Source organism: Streptococcus sp. HMSC078H03, assembly GCF_001808655.1.
GTDB classification, from domain to species: domain Bacteria; phylum Bacillota; class Bacilli; order Lactobacillales; family Streptococcaceae; genus Streptococcus; species Streptococcus salivarius_G.
Window position 1 is genome coordinate 1 of the sequence record NZ_KV794097.1, and the last position, 357, is coordinate 357.

Annotated in this window: 1 pseudogene; it reads left to right on the forward strand. The window is 40.3% G+C overall.

The annotated features are described in order from the left end of the window. Nucleotides 1-357, forward strand: a pseudogene (locus HMPREF2607_RS10480) (MSCRAMM family adhesin SdrC); the annotation flags it as partial.

A 357-nucleotide genomic window follows, 5' to 3' on the forward strand; every position in this document is an offset into this window, starting at 1 on the left:
CAGACTGTGATTCTGAAACTGATGCACTTTCTGAAGCTGACTCGGAATTAGACACTGATTGTGATTCACTTACTGATGCACTCTCTGACGCTGACTCAGAATTAGACACTGATTGTGATTCGCTTACTGATGCACTCTCTGAAGCTGATTCTGAGTTTGAAACAGATTGTGATTCTGATACAGAAGCACTTTCTGAAGCTGATTCTGAGTTTGAAACAGACTGTGATTCTGAAACTGATTCACTTACTGACGCTGACTCTGAGTTAGACACTGATTGTGATTCTGAGATTGATTCACTTACTGAAGCTGATTCTGACGTTGAAACTGATTGTGATTCAGAAACTGATGCACTTTCTG